At 65.4% G+C, this 23,018-nt stretch carries 21 protein-coding genes; 12 read left to right on the top strand and 9 right to left on the bottom strand.

Features of this window, described 5'->3' with window-relative positions:
• The 8 genes from ACOZKU_RS07735 to ACOZKU_RS07770 all read left to right on the top strand — a co-directional run.
• Positions 1–693: branched-chain amino acid ABC transporter permease (locus ACOZKU_RS07735; protein WP_421578383.1), on the top strand; the 693-nt coding region annotated here is incomplete at its 5' end.
• A gap of 2 nt (positions 694–695) precedes the next feature.
• The gene (locus ACOZKU_RS07740; protein WP_421578384.1) at positions 696–1,652 is read left to right on the top strand and encodes a branched-chain amino acid ABC transporter permease; all 957 of its coding nucleotides are present in this window, start codon (positions 696–698) and stop codon (positions 1,650–1,652) included.
• Positions 1,649–2,434 carry an ABC transporter ATP-binding protein gene (locus ACOZKU_RS07745; RefSeq protein WP_421578385.1) on the top strand — a complete coding sequence of 262 codons (786 nt, stop codon included), beginning with the start codon at positions 1,649–1,651 and terminating at the stop codon, positions 2,432–2,434. The genes ACOZKU_RS07740 and ACOZKU_RS07745 overlap by 4 nt, the downstream gene beginning before the upstream one ends.
• Positions 2,421–3,122 carry an ABC transporter ATP-binding protein gene (locus tag ACOZKU_RS07750; protein WP_421578386.1) on the top strand — a complete coding sequence of 234 codons (702 nt, stop codon included), beginning with the start codon at positions 2,421–2,423 and terminating at the stop codon, positions 3,120–3,122. Before ACOZKU_RS07745 ends, ACOZKU_RS07750 begins: the two co-directional genes overlap by 14 nt.
• 4 nt (positions 3,123–3,126) lie before the next feature.
• Positions 3,127–5,205 (top strand): 3-hydroxyacyl-CoA dehydrogenase NAD-binding domain-containing protein, encoded by a 2,079-nt coding sequence (locus ACOZKU_RS07755; RefSeq protein WP_421578387.1) that lies wholly within the window; start codon positions 3,127–3,129, stop codon positions 5,203–5,205.
• 49 nt (positions 5,206–5,254) lie between these two features.
• The gene (locus ACOZKU_RS07760) at positions 5,255–6,178 is read left to right on the top strand and encodes a helix-turn-helix domain-containing protein (RefSeq protein WP_421578388.1); all 924 of its coding nucleotides are present in this window, start codon (positions 5,255–5,257) and stop codon (positions 6,176–6,178) included.
• 115 nt (positions 6,179–6,293) lie between these two features.
• Positions 6,294–7,700, top strand: a complete 1,407-nt coding sequence (locus ACOZKU_RS07765) for an aldehyde dehydrogenase family protein (protein WP_421578401.1) — start codon at positions 6,294–6,296, stop codon at positions 7,698–7,700.
• 25 nt (positions 7,701–7,725) lie between these two features.
• Complete coding sequence (locus ACOZKU_RS07770) at positions 7,726–9,699, top strand: tyramine oxidase (RefSeq protein ID WP_314086685.1); 1,974 nt, start codon at positions 7,726–7,728, stop codon at positions 9,697–9,699.
• A gap of 226 nt (positions 9,700–9,925) precedes the next feature.
• Here ACOZKU_RS07770 and ACOZKU_RS07775 read toward each other — a convergent pair whose 3' ends face one another.
• A complete protein-coding gene (locus tag ACOZKU_RS07775; protein ID WP_421578402.1) occupies positions 9,926–11,302 on the bottom strand; it encodes an FAD-containing oxidoreductase in 1,377 nt (458 codons plus the stop codon).
• Positions 11,299–11,766: a DUF4126 domain-containing protein gene (locus ACOZKU_RS07780; RefSeq protein WP_421578389.1), complete on the bottom strand. Its 468-nt coding sequence runs from the start codon at positions 11,764–11,766 to the stop codon at positions 11,299–11,301. Before ACOZKU_RS07780 ends, ACOZKU_RS07775 begins: the two co-directional genes overlap by 4 nt.
• 323 nt (positions 11,767–12,089) lie before the next feature.
• On the opposite strand from ACOZKU_RS07780, the gene osmF reads away from it, so the two are divergent.
• The 4 genes from osmF to ACOZKU_RS07800 are packed head-to-tail and all read left to right on the top strand — an operon-like array spanning position 12,090 to position 15,890.
• On the top strand, positions 12,090–13,001 hold the full coding sequence (gene osmF / locus ACOZKU_RS07785; protein ID WP_421578390.1) for a glycine betaine ABC transporter substrate-binding protein OsmF: 912 nt from the start codon (positions 12,090–12,092) through the stop codon (positions 12,999–13,001).
• A 53-nt stretch (positions 13,002–13,054) separates the two neighbouring features.
• Positions 13,055–14,215: an ABC transporter permease gene (locus ACOZKU_RS07790; RefSeq protein WP_421578391.1), complete on the top strand. Its 1,161-nt coding sequence runs from the start codon at positions 13,055–13,057 to the stop codon at positions 14,213–14,215.
• Entirely contained in the window at positions 14,212–15,150 is a 939-nt protein-coding gene (locus tag ACOZKU_RS07795) for an ABC transporter ATP-binding protein (protein WP_421578392.1), read from the top strand. The genes ACOZKU_RS07790 and ACOZKU_RS07795 overlap by 4 nt, the downstream gene beginning before the upstream one ends.
• On the top strand, positions 15,147–15,890 hold the full coding sequence (locus ACOZKU_RS07800; protein ID WP_421578393.1) for an ABC transporter permease: 744 nt from the start codon (positions 15,147–15,149) through the stop codon (positions 15,888–15,890). The genes ACOZKU_RS07795 and ACOZKU_RS07800 overlap by 4 nt, the downstream gene beginning before the upstream one ends.
• Here the strand turns inward: ACOZKU_RS07800 and ACOZKU_RS07805 are convergent.
• The 7 genes from ACOZKU_RS07805 to ACOZKU_RS07835 form a co-directional block, all read right to left on the bottom strand.
• Positions 15,887–16,204, bottom strand: a complete 318-nt coding sequence (locus tag ACOZKU_RS07805; protein WP_421578394.1) for a Dabb family protein — start codon at positions 16,202–16,204, stop codon at positions 15,887–15,889. The genes ACOZKU_RS07800 and ACOZKU_RS07805 overlap by 4 nt on opposite strands.
• An 8-nt stretch (positions 16,205–16,212) precedes the next feature.
• Positions 16,213–17,868 (bottom strand): GMC family oxidoreductase, encoded by a 1,656-nt coding sequence (locus tag ACOZKU_RS07810; RefSeq protein ID WP_421578395.1) that lies wholly within the window; start codon positions 17,866–17,868, stop codon positions 16,213–16,215.
• Positions 17,869–18,034: 166 nt separating this feature from the next.
• A complete protein-coding gene (locus tag ACOZKU_RS07815) occupies positions 18,035–18,805 on the bottom strand; it encodes a 3-ketoacyl-ACP reductase (protein ID WP_421578396.1) in 771 nt (256 codons plus the stop codon).
• Positions 18,802–20,301, bottom strand: a complete 1,500-nt coding sequence (locus ACOZKU_RS07820) for a GMC oxidoreductase (RefSeq protein WP_421578397.1) — start codon at positions 20,299–20,301, stop codon at positions 18,802–18,804. The genes ACOZKU_RS07815 and ACOZKU_RS07820 overlap by 4 nt, the downstream gene beginning before the upstream one ends.
• 7 nt (positions 20,302–20,308) lie before the next feature.
• Entirely contained in the window at positions 20,309–21,424 is a 1,116-nt protein-coding gene (locus ACOZKU_RS07825) for an ABC transporter ATP-binding protein (protein ID WP_421578398.1), read from the bottom strand.
• Positions 21,425–21,429: 5 nt separating this feature from the next.
• Complete coding sequence (locus ACOZKU_RS07830; protein WP_421578399.1) at positions 21,430–22,311, bottom strand: carbohydrate ABC transporter permease; 882 nt, start codon at positions 22,309–22,311, stop codon at positions 21,430–21,432.
• Positions 22,308–23,018, bottom strand: a 711-nt coding sequence (locus tag ACOZKU_RS07835; protein WP_421578400.1) for a carbohydrate ABC transporter permease, incomplete at its 5' end; no start/stop codon positions are given. The genes ACOZKU_RS07835 and ACOZKU_RS07830, both read right to left, overlap by 4 nt.

Raw genomic sequence — 23,018 nt, forward strand, 5'->3', positions numbered from 1 at the left:
CCGCTCGCCGCGCTGATCGCCATCATCGTCACCTCGGCGGTGGGGGTCGCGCTCAATAAGCTCGCCATCGAGCCCGCCCGCGGCGCGCCCGTCGTCTCGCTGATCATCATCACCATCGGCGCCTCCATCTTCATCCGCGGCGCCACGCAATTGGTCTTCGATAAGCAGCTGCACCGCTTCCCGGCCTTTTCCGGCGACCAGCCGATCCTGATCGGCGGCGCGACGATCCTGCCGCAGAGCCTGTGGGTCATTGCCGGCGCGCTTGCCGTCTTCGTCTGTCTCTGGCTGTTCTTCACGCGCACGCTGATCGGCCGCGCGGTGCTGGCGACGGCCAACAACCGCATCGCCGCCCAGCTCGTCGGCATCAACACCAACTATGTGATGACGCTCTCGTTTGCCATGTCCGCCGCCATCGGCGCGCTGGCCGGCGTGCTGGTGACGCCGATCACGCTGACGGGCTACGATGTCGGTCTGGCGCTCGCGCTGAAGGGCTTTGCCGCCGCCATGCTCGGCGGCATGGGCAATCCCAAGGGCGCGCTGGTCGGCGGCTTGCTGCTCGGCGTGCTCGAGGCGATGACGGCCGGCTATATCAGCTCGCAATACAAGGATGCCGCCGCCTTCGTCGTCATCCTCGCCGTGCTCTTCGCCATGCCGCAGGGCCTGTTTGGCCGCAAGTCGACGGATCGGGTGTGATCATGCGGCTTTCCAGCAAGGCGATCACGCTCCTCATCCTCGCCGCGGTCATCGCGATCGCGCCGGCCTTCTTTCCGTCGTCCTACTATTTCCGCGTGGGCTCGCTGATCTTCGTCAACGGCCTTGCGGTAACAGGCCTCGTCATCCTCATCGGCTATGCCGGCCAGATCAGCCTGGGCCATGCCGGTTTCGCCGGCATCGGCGCCTATGCCTGCGCGCTAGCGCCCGTCCATCTCGGCCTGCATCCGGCGCTTGCCGCCGTGCTCGGCGCGCTTCTCTCGGCGGCTACTGCCTATCTCGTCGGCCGGCCGATCCTGCGGCTCAAGGGCTATTATCTCGCGGTCGCCAGCCTCGGTTTCGGCATCCTCGTCTCGATGGTGCTCTCCAACGAGGCGCAACTGACCGGCGGGCCTGACGGCATGGCGGTGCCGGAACTGGGCTTGCGCGCCGTGCTGAAGGCCACCGGCATCGACCTGTCCAACACCGAGTTCTGGTATGCCTTTTCCGGCCTCGTGCTGGTGCTCGGCGCCTGGCTGGCGCTCAATCTCTACCATAGCCCGACCGGCCGAGCGCTGCGTGCCCTGCATGGTTCGGAGGTCGCGGCCCGCACGGTCGGCGTCGATGTCGCGCATTACAAGCTCGTCGCCTTCGTGCTCTCGGCGGTCTATGCCTCGGTGTCGGGCTCGCTCTTGGCATTGCAGAACAAGTTCATCACGCCCGATGTCGCGGGTTTCATGCATTCGATCGAGATGGTCACCATGACGGTGCTCGGCGGTGCCGGTTCCGTGCTTGGCGCCATTCTCGGGGCGGCGATCCTGACGACGCTGCCGCAGGTGCTGACGATCTTCCAGGAATATGAACAGCTCATGCTCGGCCTCGTCATGATGCTCGTGATGATTTTCATGCGCGAAGGGCTGCTGCCGTCCATCGCGCGCCGTATCCGGGGGAGGGGGGAATGAGCCTGCTTCAGATCGAAGGCCTGGGCATCGATTTCGGCGGCCTGCGCGCCGTCAACGATGTCGGCTTCTCCTTGAAACCCGGCGAGATCGTCTCGGTCATCGGCCCGAACGGTGCCGGCAAGACAACGCTGTTCAACATGATATCGGGCGTCTATGCCCCGGCGCGCGGCCGCGTCGTGCTCGACGGCGAGGATGTCACGCGCATGCCGCCGCATCTTCTCGCGCGCCGCGGCCTGTCGCGCACCTTCCAGAACCTGCAGATCTTCCAGTCAATGAGCGTCTTGGAAAACGCCGTCGTGGGCCATCACCTGCACGAGCGCGGCTCGGTCTTCGCCGATCTCTTCGCGCTGCCGGCGTCCGGCCGGCGCAGCAGGGCCTCGGCGGAAAGCGCCCGTGCGCTGCTCGACCGCGTCGGCCTTTCCCGCGCCGCCGAGCAGGAGGCGGGCTCGCTCTCCTACGGCGCGCTGAAGCGGCTGGAAATCGCCCGGGCGCTGGCGCTGAAACCGCGTGTGCTGCTTCTCGACGAGCCCGCTGCCGGCTGCAATGCCGTCGAGACAGAGGAGATCGATCACCTTATCGCGCAGGTCGCGGCCGAAGGCGTGTCGATCCTGCTGGTGGAGCACGACATGAAGATGGTCATGCGCATTTCCAACCATATCGTGGTGCTCGATCACGGCGAGAAGATCGCGGAAGGCGAGCCGACGGCGATTGCGCGCAATCCGCGCGTCATCGAGGCCTATCTGGGTGCCCAGGCGACGGAGGCGAACCATGCTGACGGTTGAGGGACTGCGCTCGCGCTACGGCCGCATCGAGGTGCTGCACGGCATCGATCTCGACGTCGCCTCCGGCGAGATCGTCACGGTTGTCGGCGCCAATGGCGCGGGCAAGACGACGCTCTTGAAATGCCTCTCCGGCATCCAGCCGGTTTCGGCGGGCTCCATCCTGTTTCGCGGCGAAGCGCTGACAACGGTGTCCGCGCACCGCCGCGTGCAGCGCGGCCTTGCCCAGTCGCCCGAGGGCCGGCAGATATTCACCAACCTGACGGTGGAGGAGAACCTGCGTCTCGGCGCCTATCTCTTTGCCGACGACAAGGCGGACCGCGACATGCAGGACGCCTTCGTGATGTTCCCGATCCTCAAGGAGAAGCGGAACCTCGCGGCGGGCGGTCTCTCGGGCGGCCAGCAGCAGATGCTGGCGATCGCCCGCGCGCTGATGGCGCGGCCTTCCTGCCTGCTGCTTGATGAACCCAGTATGGGCCTTGCCCCTATCCTCGTCGCGCAGATTTTCGATGTGGTCAAAAGCATGAAGGCGCTCGGCGTCACCGTGCTTCTCGTCGAGCAGAATGCTTTTGGCGCGCTTTCCGTCGCCGACCGCGGTTATGTCATGGAGACGGGGCGGATCACCATGTCCGGCCCCGCCGCCGAACTGATCGCCGACGAACGTATCCGCGCCGCTTATCTGGGAATCTGAGATCATGACCGTCACCATCGCCCGAGAAGGTTCCGTCGTCGTCGTCACCGTCGAAAATCCGCCCGTCAACGCCCTGTCACAGGCCTTGCGCCAGGCGCTTGTCGAGGCAGTGGCGGAACTGGATGCGGACAGTAGGGTAAAAGCCGTGGTGTTGATCTGCGCCGGCCGCACCTTCATCGCCGGTGCCGATGTGAGCGAATTCGGCAAGCCGCCGCAGCCGCCGCATCTGCCCGACGTCGTGGCGGCTATCGAGGCGGCGAAGAAGCCTTGGGTCGCGGCGATCCACGGCAGCGCGCTCGGCGGCGGCCTCGAAGTGGCGCTCGGCTGCGCCTACCGTGTCGCCTTGGTCTCCGCCAGCCTCGGCCTGCCGGAAGTCAAGCTCGGCATCATTCCCGGCGCCGGCGGCACGGTGCGTCTGCCGCGCCTGATCGGTGCGGCGGCGGCCGTCGATCTGGCGACGGGCGGCAGTCCGGTCGGCGCGAAGAAGGCGGAAGGCCTTGGGCTTGTCGATGCCGTCATCGACGGGGATCTGCGTGCGGGTTCCATCGCTTTCGCTGAGAGCATTGCGGAAAAACCGCTGCCGCTGCCGATCTCCCACCGTGCCGTTCCGGCTGTCGAAGCCGGCTTCTGGGAAAGTGCTGAAAAGGCCGTCGCGGCCAAGGCGAAGCGCGAGATTGCGCCGCTGCGCGCGCTCGCCTCCCTCCGCAAGGCTTGCGAGACGGATTTCGCCGATGCCATGGCCTTCGAGCGTGAAACCTTCCTCGCCCTGCGCGGCTCCGAGCAGGCCGCAGCCCTGCGCCATGTCTTCTTCGCCGAGCGTGCTGCGCCCCGTCCGCCGGAACTCGCCGGCGTCACTCCGCGCGACATCCGCTCGGCTGCGGTGATCGGCGGCGGCACGATGGGGGCGGGCATCGCCGCGGCCCTGCGCGATGCCGGCCTGCCGGTGGTGCTGATCGAGCGCGACGCCGCGGCGGTGGAGCGCGGGCTTGCCAATGTCAGGGCGATCTATGACGGCTCCGTCAAACGCGGGCGTATGGCGCAGGCGGTTGCCGACCAGCGCATGGCGGGCGTCACCGGCGGCGATGACTACGGCCTGCTTGCCGATACGGACCTCGTCATCGAGGCCGTTTTCGAGGATCTCGTCGTCAAGCGCGCGGTCTTCGAAAAGCTCTCGGCGGTCTGCCGGTCGGATGCGGTGCTCGCCACCAACACGTCCTATCTCGATCCCGGTGCGATCAGCAACGGCATCGCCCATCCCGAGCGGTTCCTCGGCCTGCACTTCTTCAGCCCGGCCCATGTCATGAAACTGCTGGAGATCGTACCGACGGAAACGACGGCGCCGGAGGTTCTGGCGGCCGGCTTCGCGCTCGCTCGCCAGCTTGCGAAAATCCCGGTCCGCGCCGGCATCTGCGATGGTTTTATCGGCAATCGTATCCTGAAGGTGACGCGTGCGCAGGCCGAGCGCCTGCTGTTGTCGGGCGCGCCGCCCTTGGCGGTCGATGCCGCCATGCGCGCGTTTGGCCTGCCCATGGGGCCGTTCGAAGCGCAGGATCTCGGCGGCCTTGACATCGCCGCCTTCCAGCGCAAGGCGGCGCGCGAGCGGGGCGAAACACCCTTTGCCCCCGTGGCGGAGCGGCTTTGCGCGCTTCAGCGGTTCGGCCAGAAAACCGGCGGCGGCTGGTACGACTATCAGCCCGGAGACCGGTCGCCGCAACCGTCGGAGACCGTTGCGGCGGTCATCGCCGAGGCGGCTACGGGCCGCCCCCAGCGCGCCTGGGATGACGCGTCGATTGCCGATGCGATCCTGCTGCCGATGGTCAATGAGGCGACGCGCATTCTGGAAGAGCGCGTGGCGCTCCGTGCCGCCGATATCGATCTGGTGAAGATCCATGGCTACGGTTTTCCGCGCTGGCGTGGCGGTCCGATGCACTATGCCGAGGCGCGTGGGCTTGCGGAGGTCGTGGCCGTGCTCGACCGGCTTGCGGCGGAGGGGCTTGCCGAGGCGCCCTCGGAGGGGTTGCGCCGGGCGGCGGCGGCCGGCGGTTTCAGCGCTGGAACGGTAGGCAAGCGCTGCGGACTGTGATGAGATAGTTTGGGAGTAAAGGCATTCTGCGGGAGCCGGGGAGGGCGCAATGCAGTCGCTGATGACGCCGGGACACAAGCCGGTACAGGTGGAAATTCTCGAAGCGGAAATCCGCAAGGTCTGCGGGTCCTTCGATCTGGAGCCCATGCGGCGCAGCGGCGTCGTCAATGGTGACGTGACCACGCGGCGCGTCGGACCGTTCGATACAGCGATCGTCGCGCTCGATGCTTCCGAGGTCGCCCGCAGCACCCGCTCCATCCGGCAGGATCCCGGCGAATATTTCTTCCTGCTCGTGCAGGATGCCGGCCAATGTCGCGTCGAACAGGGCGATCATGTGGCCGAGCTACTGCCGGGTGACATGTTCCTCGTCGATTCCGTCAAGCCCTCGACCTTTCTCTATCGCGGCGAGCGCTCCAACCAGGTCTCCCTGCACATTCCGCGCGACGAGGTGGTGCATCGGTTCGGCAATGCCTGTGCCGGCGGCCTCCCGATCTTGCGGGATGACCCGCTCTGGGTCGCCATGCGCGCGGTCATCGCAAAGATGCTGCTGGAGGACGGCGCGCAGGCGCAGCTCGGCGAGGCGTTCCTGTGCCTGATGGGCGCCTACCTGCATTCGAGCCGGGTTGCCGGCGTCGCGGCGCCGGCCGAGACCCTGCTGTCGCGTGCTTTGGCGATGATCGACCGGCATCGGGCGGATCCCGCCTTCGGTCCGCGTGAGCTTGCCACCCGCCTCAATGTGTCCGAGCGCATGCTGCAACGGCATTTCCGGCCGCTCGGCGAAACGCCCGGCCATAGGCTGCTCAATCGCCGGCTGGAATTGGCGCATGCCCGGCTGACGGCGCGGCGGGAACAGCCGTCGGAAGGCGTGACCGCCGTCGCCTTCGACTGCGGCTTCAACGACCTCTCCTATTTCTACCGCGAGTTCCGCAAGAAATACGGCGCCACACCGGGTGCGGTTGCGCGCTGCCATTGACGCTTTTGTCCAAAAGTCGGGACGGCGCCGTCCAAGTCTGATGCCGCGCCCGCTTCTATTCTCTGCCACCAGATAGGACCGCCGGAGGAGGCGGCCTGCCATGAAGGAGGCGGAAATGATGGAATTCAAGGCGACCATCGGCGGCAAGCCGGCGGCTGTCGGCGCGGACTTTGCCGTCATCAACCCGGCGACGGGCGAGGAGGTCGGCCGTGCGCCTGACATGGGCGGCGTCGAGCTGGATGCGGCCGTGTCAGTCGCCAAGGCGGCGTTCGCGTCGTGGTCGGCGCAGAGCGATGCGGCGTTGCAGGCGGCCTGTGCTGCGGTGACCGCGAAGATCGAGGAACATGCGGCGGAGCTTGCCGAAATCATCACGCTGGAGCAGGGCAAGCCGCTGAACGGCCTCGGCTCGCGCTGGGAAGTCGGCGGCGCCGTCGCCTGGGCGGGTTATACGACGGGGCTTTCGATCCCGGTCAAGGTCTTGCAGGACAACGAGCAGGGGCGGGTGGAGCTGCATCGCAAGCCGCTCGGCGTCGTCGGCTCGATCACACCATGGAATTTCCCGGTGATGATCGCCGTCTGGCATATCCTGCCGGCGCTGCGCACCGGGAACACCGTTGTCGTAAAACCGTCGCCCTATACGCCGCTTTCGACGCTGCGGCTTGTGCAGATCATGAACGAGGTGCTGCCGCCCGGCGTCGTCAATGTGGTGACGGGCGATGACAAGGCGTTCAATCTCGGCGGTGCCATGTCGGCACACCCGGATATCGCCAAGATCGTCTTCACCGGTTCCTGCGCCACCGGCCAGAAGGTCATGCAGTCGGCAGCCGCGACCATGAAGCGCCTGACGCTGGAGATGGGCGGCAACGATGCCGGCATCGTGCTGCCGGATGCTGATCCGCAGACGATCGCCGAGGGCCTGTTCTGGGGCGCCTTCATCAACAACGGCCAGACCTGCGCGGCGATGAAGCGGCTTTATGTGCACGACAGCATTCACGATGCCGTCTGCGACGCGCTCGTTGCCTATGCGAAGGCGATCCCCGTCGGCAACGGCATGGAGGAGGCGAGCATTCTCGGCCCGATCCAGAACCGCATGCAATTCGACAAGGTTTCGCGGCTCGTCGCGGATGCCAGGGGACGCGGCAGGGTGCTGCTCGGCGGCGAGCCGGGCGAGGGCCTGTTCTTCCCGCCGACCATCGTGTCGGGCCTGCGCAACGGCGATGCGCTGGTCGACGAGGAACAGTTCGGCCCGGCGCTGCCGGTCATCCGCTATTCCGATGTCGAGGAGGCGATCCGGCTGGCGAACGACAGCCCGAACGGGCTCGGCGGCTCGGTCTGGTCGTCGGATATCGCTGCTGCAAAGAAAGTGGCGAGCCGCATGGCCTGCGGCTCCGTGTGGATCAACAAACACGGCGCCATCCAGCCGAATGCGCCCTTCGGCGGCGTCAAGCTTTCCGGCATCGGCGTGGAGTTCGCAGAGGAAGGCCTTGCCGAATACACCGATATCCAGGTGGTCTTCGCCTGAGAAAACAACAGAAGAGGGAACGATCATGAGACTGACGAACTATCTTGCTGCAACGGCGCTGGCCTTCGGCCTGACCACCACCGCCGCAGCCGCCCATCCGCTGGATGGCCTGACCGCCGAGGAATACCAGAAGATCAACCAGATCCTGCGCGACCAGAAGGTTGCCGACGACACCACGCTCTATCCGCTGATCGAGCTGAAGGAGCCCGCCAAGGCCGATGTGCTCGCCTGGAAGGAGGGCGACAGCCTCGACCGCAAGGCGACGGTCTACCTGACCAGCAAGGAAGGCTTCAGCGAGGCGGTGGTCAACATCACCAAGGGCGCGGTGGAGAGCAACGAGAAGACCAAGGGACAGCCTATGGTGCTGTTCACGGAATTCATGGGGGCGCTGGAAGGCGTACTCGGTAATCCCGAAATGGTGGCTGGCCTTGCCAAGCGCGGCCTGAAACCGGAACAGGCCTTCTGCCTGCCGCTCACCGCCGGCAATTTCTTCACCGACGAATACACCAATTCCCGCCTGATGAAAGTGCCCTGCTATCAGGTGCCCGACGGCTCCAACTTCTATGCTAAGCCGATCGAGGGCCTGTTTGCGCTTTACGATATCGGCAAGAAGGAAGTGCTGCGCGTCGTCGATACCGGCGTGCTGGATGTGCCGAAGGATGGCTGGGGCTATACGGAGGAGGAAGTCGCCAAGCGCACGCCGCTGCGCGCCGAGACCAACCCCGTCAAGCTGGTGCAGGAGGGCGGCCCGAACTACAAGATCGACGGCAGCCATCTCGAATGGGATATCTGGCGCTTCAACTTCCGTGTCGACAAGCGGCCGGGCCTGGTGCTCTCCAATCTCGACGTCAACGATGACGGCACCTGGCGTTCGGTCATCTATCAGGCGCATCTGTCGGAAGTCTTCGTGCCCTATATGGACCCGTCGGAAGGCTGGTATTGGCGCACCTACATGGACAGCGGGGAATATGGCTTCGGCCTGTTCCTGACGCCGCTGCGCGCCGGCATCGATTGCCCCGCGCATGCCACCTTCCTGCCGGCGACGATCGCCGACGACAAGGGCCAGCCGCTGGTCATTCCCGATGCGATCTGCGTCTTCGAGCGCAGCATCGGCGATCCGGCCTGGCGCCATTTCGAGGTCTTCGCCCAGACGCCGGAAAAGCCGATCCCGGCGGAAGGACGCCCGGCGACGGAACTCGTGGTGCGCACGGCCTCTGAAGTCGGCAACTATGACTATCTCATCGACTATCGCTTGCAGCAGAACGGCCAGGTCAACATCTATGTCGGTGCAACCGGCCTTGATGCGGTGAAGGGTGTCGCCTCCACCTCGATGAAGGATGCGACGGCCAAGGCCGATACGGCGCATGGCACGCTGATCGCGCCGAACCTCGTCGCCGCCAACCACGACCACTATTTCAACTTCCGCATCGACTTCGACGTCGATCAGCCGATCAACCACTTCTCGACGATGGATATCGTGCCGGCCAAGCTCGACGCGTCGAGCCCGCGCAAGTCGATGTGGACGGTCGAGCACAAGATGCCGATGACGGAAATGGAGGCGCGCTACAAGCTCTCCGCCTCGCAGCCGCGCTACTTCCACATCTCCGACCCGTCGCGCGAAGGCTATCTCGGCCATGAGCCGGGCTATATGATCCACCATGGCGACGTGTCCTACGGTCCGTTCGACTTCGAGAACGACCCGCCGATGAAGCGCAATGCCTATATCGAATATTCGGTGTGGAATACGGTCTATGACCCGGAACAGCGGTACGCCGGCGGCAAGTTCGCCATGCAGAGCGATGGTTCGGATACGCTCGCCGAGTGGGTGAAGAAGGACCAGAGCCTGATGGGCAAGGACATCGTCACCTGGTTCTCCGCCGGCTTCCACCACATTCCGCGCATGGAGGACTGGCCGGTCATGTCGACGGAGTGGAAGACCGTACACATCATGCCGCACAACTTCTTCGCCCATAATCCGGCGCTGACGATCAGGAAGTAGTGTGCGCGAATGCGGGCTTACGGCAAGCGCTGCCCCTCATCCGCTTGCCGGCACCTTCTCCCCGCAAGCGGGGAGAAGGCACACGCGGCCAAGTTTGCCTCATGACGGTGGACGTTTTTGAGGGAGAGCTTGCTTCCTTCCCCTTCTCCCCGCTTGCGGGGAGAAGGTCGCGGCAGCGGGATGAGGGGTTTTTCCTGCAAACGCCCTGAAGCGATCTCTGGCCGCTTCACTCCGCCGACTGCATGTCGCCGAAAACCGTCGGGATTAGTTCCGATATCGTCGGGTGAATGTGCACGGCGTGCGTGATCGTTGTGTAGGGCCTGCCGGAATACATTACGTCGAGGATGCTCTGCACCGCCTCGTCGCAGCCGGTGCCGAGAAGGGAGGCGCCGAGGATTTCCTTCGTCTCCGCATCGGCGATGACCTTCATGAAGCCGAGCGTTTCGCCCTTCTCCTTGGCGCGGCCGACACGCGTCATGGGCCGGGTGCCGATCAAGAGCTTGCGGCCCGTCTTGCGTGCCTCCGTCTCGTTCATGCCGACGCGGCCGAGCGGTGGATCGATATAGAGCGCGTAGGTCTGGATGCGGTCGCTCACCTTGCGCTGTTCGTTGTCGAGCAGGTTCGCCGCGACGATCTCGAAGTCGTTGTACGACGTGTGCGTGAAGGCGCCGCGGCCGTTGCAGTCGCCCATGGCGAAGATGCCGGGCACGTTGCTTTCCAGCCGCTCGTCGACGGTGATGTAGCCGCGCTTGTCCACCGCCACACCTGCCTTGTCGAGGCCGAGATCGTCGGTGTTCGGCCGCCGCCCGGTGGCGAGCAGGATATGCGAGCCGGTGATCTCGGGTGCGCCGGCCGTGCAGTCGACGCCCACCCCGACACCACCGTCGCTTTTGAAAAACCGGATGCATTCCGCCCCGGTCCTGATCGCGATGCCCTCCCGTTCCAAGATGTCGCGCACGGCGTCGCTGACATCTGGATCTTCCCGTGCAATCAGTCGCGGCCCTTTCTCGACGACCGTGACCTCGGCGCCGAAGCGGCGGAACATCTGGGCGAATTCCAGCCCGATATAGCTGCCGCCGATGACGACGAGGTGTTCCGGCACCTCCGTCAGCTCCATGATCGAGACGTTGTTGAGGTGCGGCACGTCTTCCACGCCGGGAAAGTCCGGCACGACGGCGCGGCCGCCGACATTGAGGAAGATTTGAGGAGCGGACAACAGGTCGTCGCCGACGCGAACTTCCGTCGGGCTTTCGAAACGCGCATGGCCGCGGATGAAGGTCAGGCCTTCCATGCTTTCCAGCCAGTCCTCGTTGCCCTTGCGGGCATCGAAGCGCACCGTGTCCTTGCGCGCCATGACCTTGGCGAAATCAATGGCGACAGGGCCGGTCACCACGCCGTATTCGGCGCCGCGGCGGGCGAGGTGGGCGGCATAGGCGCTGGCGACCATGGCCTTGGTCGGCATGCAGCCGGTGTTGACGCAGGTGCCGCCGACGAGCTTGCGCTCGATCAGCGCGACCTTCCGGCCGGCGGCCGTCAGCCGCCCGGCAAGCGACGGGCCGGCCTGGCCCGCACCGATGATGATGGCGTCGAATGTCTGCATCAGAGAACCGACGAGACGACGAAGAGGCCGAGCAGCACGGCGACGGCGTCTTCGAGAAGCGCGATGGGCAGGTCCTTGCCGCCGGTCGCCGCGACGAGGCGCTGGCGGGCTTCCGCCCCCCCCAAAGTGCCGATGACCGCGCCGATCACGCCGGCCACCAGCCCGCCGATCAGCGCACCGCCGGCCGTGCCGATGACGGCGCCGCAGAAGGCGCCGCTGACGATGCGCGCGCCGAACTGCTGCGGCACCTTGCGGCTCGGTGTGCTCGGCAGCTGGTCGGTGACGAATTCGACGAGCGCGAGCACACCGAAAACATAGGGCGTGAAGCGATAGCCCATGAAAGCGGCCCAGGTGCCGGAAAGCGGCAGCCAGCCGAGGGTGGCGCCGATGCTGACGGCCGCCGGTGCCGTCATGGTGCGAAGCCCTGCCACGACACCGATCAGCAATGCGAGGATGTAGATGCTCATTGTCCCCTCAAAAAATTTGCGCCGGACATCGGGCCCGGGATGGTTCCCGGCAGTGATGAAATGCACTATCGAAATGGAGGATGGGCCTGTTGGAAGACTGTCGGATGGCATGGCCGATTGCAATGGGTTTCTTTTGCCGGATAGGTTCTTCCGGCATAAATTTTAAAGCGCTTTGGACGCGGCAATAAACGCCGTGTCTTGTTCTGCCTTCGCAGTCTGTTTTTTGCGATTTGCTGCCATATATGGAATGCTTTGCCCGGACGGGCTTTCTGAAACGTGGTGAAACTGTGGCCACGAATTGCCGCACAAGGAGAGGTTTTCACATGCGCCCAGTCGTCAAGTTTATCGGAGCAGCTCTGGCCCTCGGTCTGGCCGCCGGTGCCGCCCAGGCCCAGGTCGTCGTTTCCTCGAAGATCGATACGGAAGGCGGTGTCCTCGGCAACATCATCCTGTCCGTTCTGAATGCCAACGGCATCCAGACGACGGACCGCGTCCAGCTCGGCGCGACCCCGGTCGTCCGCCAGGCGATCATCGCGGGCGAGATCGACATCTATCCGGAATATACCGGCAATGCCGCCTTCTTCTTCGAAAAGGCCGACGATCCGGCCTGGAAGGATGCGACCAAGGCCTATGAGCTTGCGAAAACGCTCGACTATGATGCCAACAAGATCGTCTGGCTGCAGCCGTCGCCGGCCAACAACACCTGGGCGATCGCGCTGCGCAAGGATGTGACCGAGCCGAACAAGCTCGTTACGCTCAGCGACTTCGGCAAATACGTCTCCGGCGGTGGCCAGGTCGTGCTTGCGGCCTCCTCGGAATTCGTGAACTCGGCAGCCGCCCTTCCGGCCTTCCAGACGACCTACGGCTTTACGCTTAAGCCGGAACAGCTGATCACGCTTTCGGGCGGTGACACGGCGGCGACGATCGCCGCCGCGGCCAACCAGACCAACGGCGCGAACGCCGCGATGGTCTATGGCACGGATGGCGGCATTGCGCCGTCGGGCCTCGTCGTTCTCGAAGACGACAAGGGCGTGCAGCCGGTCTATCAGCCGGCGCCGATCATCCGCGAGGAGGTTCTGAAGGCCAATCCGCAGATCGAGGAGCTGCTGAAGCCCGTCTTCGAAAAGCTCGACCTCGTCACGCTGCAGGATCTCAACGGCCGCGTTCAGGTCGGCGGCGAGCCGGCCAAGGCGGTTGCCGAAGACTTCCTCAAGAAGAACGGCTTCATCAAGTAACCGCGATCACCCTTCGCCCGGCCGGGCGGAGGGTTCTCCCTCGAAAGGCGTTCATGCGGTTCAGGATCGACAAGCTCGGCGTGGTGATCGCCGCTTTGCTGGCTTACGGCGCCTTTCTGGCGCCGTTTGCCAATTTCCGGGCCAACCGCATCGTGCCCGGCGAGCCGCGCGCGATCCTCGATGCATTGCCGTCCGGCGTCGGCGCGATGTTGCTCGCCTTTATCGCCGTCGCCCTCGTGCTCGTCGTTCTGAAGACGCCGACGCTGCTGCGGCTGGTGCTCGGCCTTGCGGCCCTCGCGGTTCTCGCGGTTCTCATCGGCCTGTCCGCCGGCCATCTCACACCGCCGGAAAATACCTATGCCCGTGTTTCGCCGGCCTCCGGTTTCTGGCTCACCAGTTTTTCCTTCGCGCTGCTGACCGCCGATGCGCTGGCACGGCTGAAACTTTCGCCGCTTGCGCGGGTGGCGCTTTTGGCGGCCGTTGCGGTGGCGGTCTCCGCCCTCCTGATGTCCGGTGCCTGGGACGGGCTGTCGATCCTCAAGGAATATGGCAGCCGCGCCGAGACCTTCTGGCTGGAAGCCAGCCGGCATGTCGTGCTGGCGCTCGGCTCGCTGGCGGCGGCGACCTTGGTCGGGCTGCCGCTCGGCATCCTCTGCCATCGCGTGGAGGCCCTGCGCGCTGGCGTGCTCAATGTGCTCAACATCATCCAGACGATCCCGTCGATTGCGCTCTTCGGCCTGCTGATCGCGCCGCTCGGCTGGATCGCGCTCCATGTGCCGGGTGCTGCGGCCATCGGCATTCGCGGGATCGGCGCGGCCCCCGCCTTCGTCGCGCTCTTTCTCTATTCGCTGCTGCCGGTCGTCGCCAACACCGTCGTCGGCCTTGCCGGCGTGCCGCGCGATGCCAATGATGCGGCGCGCGGCATCGGCATGACGGATCGTCAGCGGCTGTTCGGCGTCGAGCTGCCGCTTGCCTTTCCCGTCATTCTCACCGGTATCCGCATCGTGCTGGTGCAGAACATCGGGCTTGCCACCATCGCCGCCCTGATCGGCGGCGGCGGCTTCGGCGTCTTCGTGTTCCAGGGCATCGGCCAGACGGCCATGGACCTCGTGCTGCTCGGCGCGGTGCCGACGGTCGCGCTCGCCTTTGCGGCCGCCATCGTGCTCGATGCCGCGACCGAACTTTCCCTCTCCAAACCCGGCAGGGCCGCATGATCGAGATCGACAGCATCACCAAGCGCTATGGCGACAACACCGTGGTCGACAATGTCTCGATGACGATCGCTCCGCGCACGATCACCGTCATCGTCGGCACGTCGGGTTCCGGCAAGACGACCCTGATGCGCATGGTCAACCGCCTCGTCGAGCCGACCTCGGGCACCATCCGCATCGACGGCGAGGACAACCGGTCGATGCCCGGCTATGAACTGCGCCGCCGCATCGGCTATGCCATCCAGGGTCACGGCCTCTTCCCGCACCGCACGGTGGCGGAAAACATCGCCACCGTGCCGACGCTGCTCGGCTGGGACAAAAGCCGCATCGATGCCAAGGTGAAGGAGCTGCTGTCGCTCTTTCAGCTCGACCCCGCCGCCTTCGGCCCGCGCTATCCGCATGAACTGTCGGGTGGCCAGCAGCAGCGCGTCGGCGTTGCCCGGGCGCTTGCCGCCGAGCCGAACATCCTGCTGATGGACGAGCCCTTCGGCGCGCTCGATCCGGTCATCCGCGCCAAGGCGCAGGACGACCTTCTGGCGATCCAGAAACATTTCGGCACGACGATCATCCTCGTCACGCATGACATGGAGGAGGCCTTCCATCTCGCCGACAAGATCGCCGTGATGGACAAGGGCCGGATCGTGCAATACGCCGCTCCCGAGGAGATGCTGGTCAATCCCGCCACGGATTTCGTCGAGACGCTGATCGGCGCCGGTGAACGGCCGTTCCGGCTGCTCTCGATCGGTACGGCCGGCGATGCCGCCGAAGCGGGCACTGCGGATGGCGAACCGCTTGCAGCGGCGACCAGCCAGCGCGACGCGCTGTCGGCACTGTTGTGGTCCGGCCGCGATGCCCTGCCGGTCGTCGGTGCGGATGGCGCAGCCCTCGGCCGCGTGACGCTTGCCGGCCTGGCCCGTCGCGCCGCGAGGCCGCAATGAAGCGGCTCCTGCCCAATCTTTTGCGGCTGGCGGCGCTGATCATCCTGATCGCCTTCCTCGTGCAGCCCATGCTGTTCGAGCCGCTGCTGAAGCCGCTGGTGCAGGCCAATGCGCCGGCCGTATACAATCAGGGCAGCCTGCTGTCGCTGACGCTCTCCCATCTCGCCACGGTCTTCACCGCAACGCTTGCCGCGACCATCGTCGCCGTCGGTCTCGCCATCCTCGTCACACGGCCGATCGGCGCGGAATTCCTGCCGCTGTCGCGCAGCCTGGTGAATATCGGCCAGACCTTTCCGCCGGTTGCCGTGCTGGCGCTCGCCGTGCCCGCCGTGGGTTTTGGCGAAAAGCCGACGCTGATTGCGCTTTTCCTCTATGGCCTGCTGCCGATCTTCGAGAATTCCATGACCGGCCTTTCCACCCTGCCGCCCGCCATCGTCGAGGCGGCGAAGGGAACCGGCATGACGGCGTGGCAGCGGCTGACAAAAGTGGAACTGCCGCTGGCGCTGCCGATCATTCTCGCCGGCATCCGCCTTTCGGTAACGATCAGCCTGGCGACGGCCACCATCGGCTCGACGGTTGCGGCGAAAACCCTCGGCGAGGTCATCATCGCCGGCCTGCAATCCAACAACCTCGCCTTTGTGCTGCAAGGCGGTCTCGTTGTCGCGGTGCTGGCGGTGCTGATCTACGATGCCTTTTCCGCGCTCGAGCGCATGCTTTCGCGCCGGGCCGGCCGGGTCTAGTCGTCGGTCTCGAGGTCGTAGACGAGAATGCCGGCGACGCCGCCCTCAGCCGCCGCGACGAGGCGGCCGCCCGTCTCTCTGTGTTCGGGATCCTCCAGATAGGCATCGCGCGAAAAGCTGTCGGCGAAATCGACGATGAAGCCGTCGGAAAAGCCCTTGTCCATGCCGGTTTCCGGGCTGACATTGGTTCCGATATGTACGGCGACCATGCCCGGCAGGCGGTCCTTCAGGGCATCGATCTCGTTGAACAGCTCGGTCTTGTAGGCGACGGAGATGGTCGGCTTGAAGCGGATGAAGACGCAATGGCGGATCATGGTTTCCCCTATCGGATGTTGGTGCGGGCGCGCGGACGCAGGTCGTTGCGCTCGTGCTGGAAGACCTGGGTCGGCAGCGCCGGCAGGCCGCGGATGATGTCGGCGCCCTTCTCGCCCACCATGATCGTCGGCGCATTGGTGTTGCAGGAGGGAACGCGCGGCATGACGGAACTGTCGCAAACGCGCAGTCCGTCAAGCCCGTGCACCTTCAAATCGAGCCCGACGACCGCGTCCGCCCCCGTGCCCATCTTGCAGGTGCCGACCGGATGATGGTCCGTCTTGGCATTGGCGCAGCCATAGTCGAACAGGTCCTCGTCGGTCACGACTTTCGGTCCCGGCAGGCGCTCGGCCATGACGAACGGTTTGAGCGCGGCCTGCTGCATGATTTCGCGGGCGATCTTCAGGCCCTCGATCGACATTTTGCGATCATGCGGATCGTCCCAGTAGTTGGGGTCGATCAGCGGCGCTGTTGACGGATCGGCGGAGGCAAGCCGCACCGTGCCCTTCGAGCGGGGATGCAGATAGGCCGAATTCAGCGTCACGCCGGCATTCTTCAGCTTTTCGACGCCGGCCTCGATGCCCGAGCCGAGGCCGAGATGGAACTGGATATCCGGCGAACGCGCCTCAGGATCGGCGTACCAGAAGCCGCCGGTCTCGAAGAGCGAGGAGGCGACGGGCCCGGAGCGGAAGAGCACATATTGCAGGCCGGCCCAGAGCGTGCGGTGCAGCTTGGCGACGCCATCATAGGTGTGGTCGCCGGTGCATTCGGAAATGACGAAGAGGTCGAGATGGTCCTGCATGTTGGAGCCGACGCCGGGCAGGTCATGCTTGACCTCGACGCCGACCGAACGCAGGTGATCGGCCGGGCCAATGCCCGATTGCTGCAGCAGTTTCGGCGAGCCGATGGCGCCGGAGGAGACGAGCACTTCGCGCTCGGCCCGGATGATCTCGACACTGGTGCCGCTGACGACCTCGACGCCGACGGCGCGGGTGCCCTCCAGCACGATGCGGGCGACGCGGGCACCGGTGCGGATAGTGAGATTTTTCCGGTCCTTGATCGGCGAGAGGTAGCCGAGCGAGGCGGAGGAACGGCGGCGGTTGCGCTGGGTCAGCTGGTAGAAACCGACACCGGCCTGCTGGCGGCCGTTGAAATCATGGTTGTAGGGAATGCCGAGTTCCTGGCCGGCACGGATATAGGCGTCGCAGATCGGCAGCGCCGAGACCGGCATGGAAACGCCGAGCGGCCCGCCATAGGAGTGGTAGTCGTCGGCGAAGCGCTGGTTGTCCTCGGCGCGCTTGAAATAGGGCAGGATTTCCCGGTAGCTCCAGCCCTCGCAGCCGTCTTCGCTCGCCCAGAGGTCGTAGTCGGCGGCATTGCCGCGGGTATAGAGCTGCGCGTTGATCGAGGAGCCGCCGCCGATGACCTTCGCCTGCGTATAGCGCAGCACGCGGCCCTTCATGTGTTTCTGCGGCACGGTCTCCCAGCCCCAGCTGGCGACGCCCTTGGTCATCTTGGCAAAGCCGGCCGGCATGTGGAACAGCGGGTTCCAGTCGCCGCCGCCCGCTTCGAGCAGCAGGACGCGAACGGTCGGATCTTCGGAAAGCCGGTTCGCCAGCACGCAGCCGGCCGGTCCCGCGCCGGTGATGATGTAGTCGTAGGTCATGCCTTGGTCCTCAGAGCGTTTTGATGCCTTGGCTTGCGGGGTTGCCCCTCATCCGCCTGCCGGCACCTTCTCCCCGCAGGCGGGGAGAAGGGAATTTGCCGCGCCCTCTCGTCTCCCTCGCCCCGCTTGCGGGGAGAGGGCGGGGTGAGGGGCAACCCCGCGTGACTTACAGCCGGCCGATCGACAGCCCGCCGTCGAGATTGATTACCGAGCCGGTGGCGAAGGCGAATTTGCCGCTCGCAAGCGCCGCCGCGACGGAGCCGATATCGTCGGGCTCGCCCCAGCGCTTCATCGGCACGAGGCCGCCTTCGATCAGCGCGTCGTATTTCGCCGAGACGCCGGCCGTCATGTCGGAACGGATGATGCCCGGACGAATTTCGAAGACGGAAATACCGGTGTCCGCGAGTCTCAGCGTCAGTCCCTGGCTGAAGGCGGCAAGGCCGGCCTTGGTCATGCAATAGTCGAGCCGTTCGGGCGACGTGAGGCCGGCCGAGACGGAGGTGATGTTGATGATCGCGCGCGGGCCGGCCGCCTGTTTCGACCCCAGCATCGCCTTCAGCACGGCTTGAGTGAAGAACACCGTGCCGCGCAGGTTGGTCGAGACGATCGCGTCGAAATTCTCCGGCGCCAGATCTAGGAAATCGCCACGCACGACGGAGGCGATGCCCGCATTGTTGACGAGGCAGGCAATCGCTCCGAGCCGGTCTTCGACGGCAGCGACGGTCGCCGCATGGCCGGAGAGATCGGCAAGATCGCCTTTGAGGTAGATCGCGCGGGCGCCGAGCCGGGCGAGATCGGAAATCATCGTATCGGTCGTTGCGTCGCTGTCGCCGATGCCGGTGACGGCGATGTCGAAACCTTCCGTGGCAAGGGCCTTCGCGATGCCGAGGCCGATGCCGCGGCGACCGCCGGTGACGATGGCGACGGGGCGGGTCATGCTGACAACTCCTTTGCGCGGATATGGTCGGCGACGCGCAGCGCCTGGGCGGCGATGGTGAGCGCCGGATTGACAGCCGCGGAGGTCGGCAGGCAGCCCCCGTCGACGACGTAGAGATTGGCGTGGTCGAAGGCGCGGCAATAGGGGTCGAGCGGGGCGGTGGCCGGGTCGAGGCCCATGCGCACGGTGCCGCACTGGTGCGAGGGAGTGCGCTTGTCGAAGGGCCGCGTGAGGACGATCGGGTAGCCGGCGGCCTTGAAATGGGCGCGCATCTTCGCCTCCAGGCCGGCGAGCGCCTCCATGTTGGAGCGCCGCCATTGCATGATGATGCCCTTGCCGTCGACCATGATGCGGCTTTCGGGATTGGGCAGGTCCTCGGTCATCATGTACCAGTCGATTGCGTGGCCGGCCATGAAGTCGAGCGCGAAGCGCGGGGCATAGGCCGGCGCGTTGGCTTTCAGGATGTCGCCGTTGATCTTGCCCAGCAGCTGGACATTGCCGAGCGGCAGGCCGTCTCGGCCGCCGGTCAGGTAATAGTCGTTCAGCATCAGTGTCTTCTGGTAGATGCTGTCGTTGCGCCGGAACGGGTTGATCGCCAGCATGGCGCTGCAATTGTGGTTCATGAAGTTGCGCCCGACCTGATCGGAGCCGTTGGCGAGCCCCTTGCCGTCGCCGGAGCGCAGCAGGATCGCGGCCGAATTGATCGCGCCCGCCGACAGGATGACGAGTTTCGGCGAAAGCCGCTTCCTCTCGCCGCCTTGGGTGTAGTGGATCGCGGTGATCCGGCCGTCCGGCCCGGCCTCCAGCGTATCGACATGGGCGGAAGTGACGAGCGTGATGTCAGGGTCGAGCAGGGCTGCGGCGAGCGGCGCGGTCTCGGCGTCTTTCTTGCCTTTGCCGGCGTTGGGAAAGCCGTCCCAGGGCGTGCGCCCGCCGGCGAGCCATGCGTCGATATCGACGCCGAGCGGCAGGGTCGCCGGATTGAGCCCCTGCGCCTTCAGTTCGTCGCGCGCGCGGGCGATCGCCGGCTCGTCCGGCACGGGGCCGTGCGGATAGGGCGTGGAATGGTGCGGCTCGGTCGGGTCCTGGCCCAGTTCGCCGCGCACCTCGAACAGGCGCTCGGCCTTACCGTACCACGGCTCCAGCTCCTCGTAGGGGAAGGGCCAGGCCGGCGAGACGCCGCCGAGATGCTGCATCTCGGTAAAATCCTCGGCGCGATAGCGCAGGAGCACCGCGCCGAAGAGTTTTGAATTGCCGCCAACGAAATAGAAATTGCCCGGATTGAACGCCGTGCCATCAGGCTCGCGCCACATCTCCTTCGGCCGGAAATGGCCGTCGACGAAGATCGAGCGGTAGCTGCGCGTCTCGGGCGTGTCGGGCAGGCGCTCGCCGCGCTCGAGAATGACGATGCGTGCGCCCGAGCCGGCGAGGGCGGCGGCCATGGTGGCGCCGCCGATGCCCGATCCGATAATCACGATGTCCGGCTGCGTGGTCATGGGGCTCTCAGGCGATGCGAAGCTGGCTGGCGGGATCGAAGAACACGGCCTTGTCGAGGTTGAAGGCAAGGCGTGCCGTCTGGCCGGCGGTGATACGCACGTCGGCGCGCAGGCGGGCGACGATCTCCTTGCCGCCGAGATGGGTGACGGCGAAGGTATCGGCGCCGGCGGGCTCGACCACCTCGATCAGGCAGTCACCCTCGGCCACCGTGCGGGCGTTGCGGTCGGCACCATCAGGGTCGGTCAGTGCCTCGGGGCGAATGCCGAAGATGACATCCTTGCCCTTGTAGGCAGCAAGCCCGCCGGGCGCGTTCGGCACGGAAAGCACCAGCGGGTCGGCCTGGTGGCGGGCCAGCGAGACCGCCATGTCGGCGCCGTTCTGTTCGATCTTTGCCGAGAGCAGGTTCATTGCCGGCGAGCCCATGAAGTCGGCGACGAAGATGTTGGCCGGGTTGTTGTAGATTTCCGAGGGCGAGCCGAACTGCTGCAGCACGCCGTCCTTCAAGACCGCGATCTTGGTGGCGAGGGTCATCGCCTCGATCTGGTCGTGCGTCACATAGACGATGGTGGTCTTCATGCGCTGGTGCAGGCGTTTGATTTCCGTGCGCATGTCGACGCGCAACTTGGCGTCGAGGTTGGACAGCGGCTCGTCGAACAGGAAGAGCTTCGGATCGCGCACCAGCGCCCGGCCCATGGCGACGCGCTGGCGCTGGCCGCCGGAGAGCTGGCCGGGCTTGCGCTCGAGCAGATGGCCGATCTGCAGCATGTCGGCGACCTGCTTGATCGCCTTGTCGCGCTCCTCCTTCGGCACGCCGCGGATTTCCATGCCGAAGGCGATGTTTCCGGCCACCGTCATGTTCGGATAGAGCGCGTAGGACTGGAACACCATGGCGATGTCGCGCTTGGAGGGGTGCAGGCCTGCGACCGAGCGGCCGTCGATGGCGATGTCGCCCGAGGTGATCGGCTCCAGCCCGGCGATGGTGTTGAGCAGCGTGGACTTGCCGCAGCCGGAGGGGCCGACGAGCACGAGGAAGCCGCCCTGCTCGATCTCGATATTGATGTCCTTCAGGATTTCGAGCGCGCCGTAGGACTTGCGCAGGTTGCTGATCTTGAGGAACGACATGAGCGTTATCCTTTCACGGCGCCGGACATCAGGCCGCGCACGAAGTACCGTCCGGAGACGATGTAAACGATGAGGGTGGGGAGCGCCGCGAGGATCGCGCCCGCGAAATGCACGTTGTATTCCTTCACGCCCGTCGAGGACTGGACGAGGTTGTTGAGCGCAACCGTCATCGGCGTCGTATCCGCGCCGGAGAAGGAGGCGCCGAACAGGAAGTCGTTCCAGATATTGGTGAACTGCCAGATGACCGAGACGACGATGATCGGGCCGGAGGACGGCAGCAGGATGCGGTAGAAGATCTGGAAGAAGCTCGCACCGTCGATCTGGGCCGCACGCACCAGTTCGGTCGGGAAGTTTTCGTAGTAGTTGCGGAAATAGAGCGTCGTGAAGCCGATGCCGTAAACGACATGGACGAGGATCAGCCCCCAGAGCGAGCCGGCAAGCCCGATCATCCCCAGAATGCGCGCCATCGGGATCAGCACGATCTGGAACGGGATGAAGCAGGACAGGAGAAGCAGCCCGAAGAAGACGTTGGAACCCCTGAACTGCCACTTGGTCAGTACGTAGCCGTTCAGCGCGCCGATGATGGCGGAGATGGCGACGGCCGGCACGACCATCAGGATCGAGTTGAGGAAGAACGGCCGCAGGCCCGTCGGCTGCACGCCGATCTGCGCGGTCGACCAGGCTTGCAGCCAGGGCTCTATGGTCCAGACTTTCGGCAGGTTCAGCATGCCGCCCTGGCGGATTTCCTCCAGCGGCTTCAGCGAGTTCACCAGCATCACATAGAGCGGCAGCAGGTAATAGACCGCAAACAGGATGAGCGCGGCGTAGATCAGCGCACGGGTCAGCTTGTTGTGCGAGATGACGTTGTCGGGGTTTTGCGCGCTCATCGGCCTTTGCCTCCGCGGATTTCGGAATAGAGGTAGGGGATGATGATCGAGAAGATCATGACCAGCATGATGATGGCCGACGAAGCGCCGATGCCCATCTGGTTGCGGGTGAAGGTGTAGGAATACATGAAGGTCGCCGGCAGTTCGGTCGCCTGGCCGGGTCCGCCGCCGGTCAGCGCCACCACAAGATCGTAGGCCTTGATGGCGAGGTGGGCGAGCACGACGAAGGCGGAGAGGAAGACCGGGCGCATCAGCGGAATGATGATGCGGCGGTAGATGGTCGAGGTCGAGGCGCCGTCGATCTGCGCGGCCTTGATGATCTCGTTGTCGACGCCGCGAAGCCCCGCGAGGAACATCGCCATGACGAAGCCGGAAGACTGCCAGACGGCGGCGATCACCACGCAGTAGATGGCGTAGTTGCGGTCCTTGATCCAGCTGAAGGCAAAGCTTTCCCAGCCCCAGAGATGCATGGTGTTCTCAAGCCCGATGCCGGGATCGAGGAACCATTTCCAGGCGGTGCCCGTCACGATGAAGGAGAGCGCCATCGGGTAGAGGTAGATCGGCCTGAGAATGCCTTCGGCGCGGATCTTCTGGTCGAGCAGGATGGCGAGCGCCAGGCCCAGCACCGAACAGATGACGATGTAGAGCGAGGCGAAGATCGCCAGGTTCGAGATCGCCCGCCACCAGTGCGGCAGCGCCCAGAGCTT

It is taken from the genome of Shinella sp. M31 (assembly GCF_049199205.1).
Lineage (GTDB): Bacteria > Pseudomonadota > Alphaproteobacteria > Rhizobiales > Rhizobiaceae > Shinella.